At 65.6% G+C, this 3508-nt stretch carries 2 protein-coding genes; both read left to right on the top strand.

Features of this window, described 5'->3' with window-relative positions; all coding sequences use genetic code 11:
- Positions 1-246: 246 nt before the first annotated feature.
- Positions 247-1992: an alpha-glucan family phosphorylase gene (gene glgP, locus SY1_RS00875; protein ID WP_015555873.1), complete on the top strand. Its 1746-nt coding sequence runs from the start codon at positions 247-249 to the stop codon at positions 1990-1992.
- A gap of 5 nt (positions 1993-1997) precedes the next feature.
- Complete coding sequence (locus SY1_RS00880) at positions 1998-3461, top strand: glycogen synthase (protein ID WP_015555874.1); 1464 nt, start codon at positions 1998-2000, stop codon at positions 3459-3461.
- Positions 3462-3508: the final 47 nt, after the last annotated feature.

The following is a 3508-nucleotide window of genomic DNA, read 5'->3' on the forward strand; positions in this document are numbered from 1 at the left end:
CTCCTTCATCTCTCCCCAAACGAACGCGCACAAAAAGAAAATTTGTGAGATAATTTAAGCACAATCAATATCAATGCAGTGCTGACGCCTAACTTTTGAAGGTGCCTCCGTCAGGCCTCAGGCCGTCACGCCGGCGATATCGCTGCCCTTCCGGCAGCGGCGCTGAAGGCGGCGACGTGAACCCCACCGCGGCGGTCCGGGCGGGAAGCCCGCCGTCGGTCGGTTGTTGAAAGGAGTTTCAAGACGATGATTCAAAGACTGCACCGCAGTGACCTCGGCAGTTCCCTGAGGACGTTGATGGAGAACGACCCCGCGTTCAGGCCCATCGCGTATTTTTCCATGGAGGTGGGCCTGAGGGAGTCCATCCCCACCTATTCGGGCGGCTTGGGCGTCCTGGCGGGGGACATCCTGAAGAGCGCTGCGGACCTTGGGGTCCCCATGGCGGGCGTGACGCTCCTCTACCGCAAGGGCTACTTCGTCCAGGGCTTCAACGCCGACGACTGGCAGCAGGAGAAGCCCGCCGTCTGGGACCCCGCGCAGGAGCTGACGCTGCTCCCCAACCGCATCTCGATCCGGCTTCAGGGGCGCGAGATTCAGGTCGGCGTGTGGGTCTACGAGATCATCGGTGAGAGCGGATACCCGCTGCCCGTCTACTTCCTCGATACGGACTTTGAGCCCAACCACCCGGACGACCGCAAGCTGTCCTGGTACCTGTACGGCGGGGACAACCGCTATCGCCTCTGTCAGGAGTTCGTCCTGGGCGTGGGGGGACTGCGCGTCCTGCGGGACCTGGGCTACAAGAACATCGACACGTTCCACCTGAACGAGGGACACGCCGGCTTCCTCACGCTGGAGCTGATGCGCGAGATGGGCTACTACGACCCGGACAAGATTCGGGAGCAGGTGGTGTTCACCACCCACACCCCCGTCCCCGCGGGCCACGACTACTTTGAGTACAGCCTCATCGACCAGGTGTTCCCCGACGAGGCCAGGAGCACCCTCCACCGTATGCTGCCCGACGTTCCGGGCGTCTCCATGACGGAGCTGGGCCTGCGCTACAGCCGCTACGTCAACGGCGTGGCCAAGAAGCACGCCGAGGTCAGCAACGCCATGTTCAAGATGGAGACGGTGGACTGGATCACGAACGGCATCCACCCCGCCACGTGGATCAGTTCCGGCATGAGGAAGCTCTACAACAAGAACATTCCCGGCTGGGAGGAGGACCCCGGGCGCCTCGTCCAGGCCCTGACGATCCCCAAGGAGGACCTGTGGGCAGCGCACCAGGCGTCCAAGCTGAGGCTCTTCGCGCGGATCATGGAGACCAACGGCGTGCAGCTCGACCCGGACGTCCTGACGCTGGGCTTCGCCCGGCGGGCCGCGACCTACAAGCGGGCGGACCTGCTCTTCTCCGACATGGCGCGCTTCCGGAAGGTGGCGGGCAACCGCAAGGTCCAGTTCGTCTTCGCCGGAAAGTCCCACCCCAACGACAACGGCGGCAAGGCGCTGCTGCAGAAGATCCGCCGCGTGGCCAGGGAGCTGGAGTCCGAGATCCCCATCGTCTTCATCGACAACTACAACATGGAGATCGCCTCCCTCCTGACCCAGGGCGTCGACGTGTGGCTGAACACGCCCATCCGCCCGCGCGAGGCCAGCGGCACGAGCGGCATGAAGTGCGCCATGAACGGCATCATGAACTTCTCCATCCTGGACGGCTGGTGGATCGAGGGCTGGATCGAGGACGTGACGGGCTGGTCCATCGGGCCGGTGCCGGACGAGAAGGACATGGGGGCGAGCTACGACGAGTCGCTGGACGCGGTGGACCTCTACGACAAGCTGGAGAAGAAGATCATCCCCACCTACTACGACGACCACGACCGATGGGTGAGCATGATGCAGCACACCATCGCGCTTGACGCAAGCTTCTTCAACACGCATCGGGTGGTGCGCGAATACGCGTCGAAGGCGTACTCCATCAGCTTCCGGGGGATGTGATCGCCATGAGCGGGGCCGGAGGTGAGGCGGTGAAGGTCCTCTTTGTGACGACGGAGCTGGCTCCCTTCTCGAAGGTGGGCGGGCTTGGGGATGTCGCGGGCTCGCTGCCGAAGGCCCTGTGTCAGGCGGGGATGGACGTTCGGGTGGTCACTCCCGCCTGGCCCGGCGTGCTGGAAAAGGTGGCCGCCGCCGGCATCAAGACCACCGCAATGTCCCGCCCCGCCTGCGCCGCCTACAACTGGCAGGTGCGCGAGGCGAAGGTCGTCCGGGCGGAGGTGGACGGCGTGACCGTCTACTTCCTGAGCGCGGAGGACTACACGGGGGACATGTACCCCCGGCAGCTCGACTTCTGGACCGTCTCCCCCTTCGCCGTCTTCTGTATGCAGGCGCTCGAGCTGCACCGGGCCACGGGTTGGCGGCCGGACCTCTACCACTGCCACGACTGGACGACGGCCTTCCTTCCCTGCGCGCTGGCGTGGCACCGCCACTACCGATACGCGGGCGAGCGGAGCGTCCTCACCCTGCACAACGTGGAGTATCAGGGGGTGTTCGACCCCCACCCCTTCATGGAGGCCTCCGGGCTGGAGCCATGGAGCTTCAACCTGTCCGCCCTGGAGTTCTACGGCCGGGTCAACCTGCTGAAGGGCGGCATCGTCGCGACGACCGCCGTCACGACGGTTTCGCCGACCTACGCGGGCGAGATTCAGACCCACGAGTCCACCCGCGAGCTGGCGGACGTCCTCTATCAGCAGCGCGGCAAGCTGCGGGGCATCCTGAACGGCATCGACACGAGGTACTGGAACCCGGAGCATGACCGCGCGCTCCCGGCACGGTTCACGGCGCGGGACCTGGGGGGCAAGCAGGCCTGCCGCAGGGAGCTCCTCAGGCGGACAGGCTTTGACGTCGAGACGGAGGCGCCCGTCGTGGTCTGCGTCAGCCGCCTCGTCGAACAGAAGGGGTTCAACCTCATCCTGGAGGCGCTGGACGAGCTGCCCGCGCTGGGCGCGAAGTTCGTCTTCCTGGGGAGCGGTCAGGGCTGGATCGAGGGAGCCCTCGAGCGCGCCGCCGCTGCCCACCCGGACTACATCCGCTTCTTCAAGGGGTACGACGAGCCGCTCTCCCACCTCCTCTATGCGGGCGGCAGCATCTTTTTGATGCCGTCCGTCTTCGAGCCCTGCGGGCTCTCTCAGATGATCGCCATGCGCTACGGCACGATCCCGGTGGTGCGGGAGGTGGGCGGCCTGAGGGACACCGTGACCGACGCGGACTCTCCGGAGGGCGGGGACGGGTTCACGTTCCTGACCTGCGACGCGAAGGGGATGCTCTGGGCGCTGCGCCGGGCCGTGGCGCGCTTTCGGGACCAGCCCTCGTGGCAGATCATCGTCGAGCGGGCGATGAAGCGGGACTTCACCTGGACCCGTTCGGCGGAGCTCTACAAGGCACTGTACCGGGAGACGGCCCGCTGCTAGCCGCAGGGGGAGGCGAAGGCCTGCCTGGGTTTTAACTGATACCAATT

The organism is Fretibacterium fastidiosum (assembly GCF_000210715.1).
Taxonomy (GTDB): domain Bacteria; phylum Synergistota; class Synergistia; order Synergistales; family Aminobacteriaceae; genus Fretibacterium; species Fretibacterium fastidiosum.

Coding starts and splice junctions, on each gene's coding strand:
- glgP (WP_015555873.1), top strand. CDS start 247: ATGATTCAAAGACTGCACCGCAGTGACCTCGGCAGTTCCCTGAGGACG.
- SY1_RS00880 (WP_015555874.1), top strand. CDS start 1,998: ATGAGCGGGGCCGGAGGTGAGGCGGTGAAGGTCCTCTTTGTGACGACG.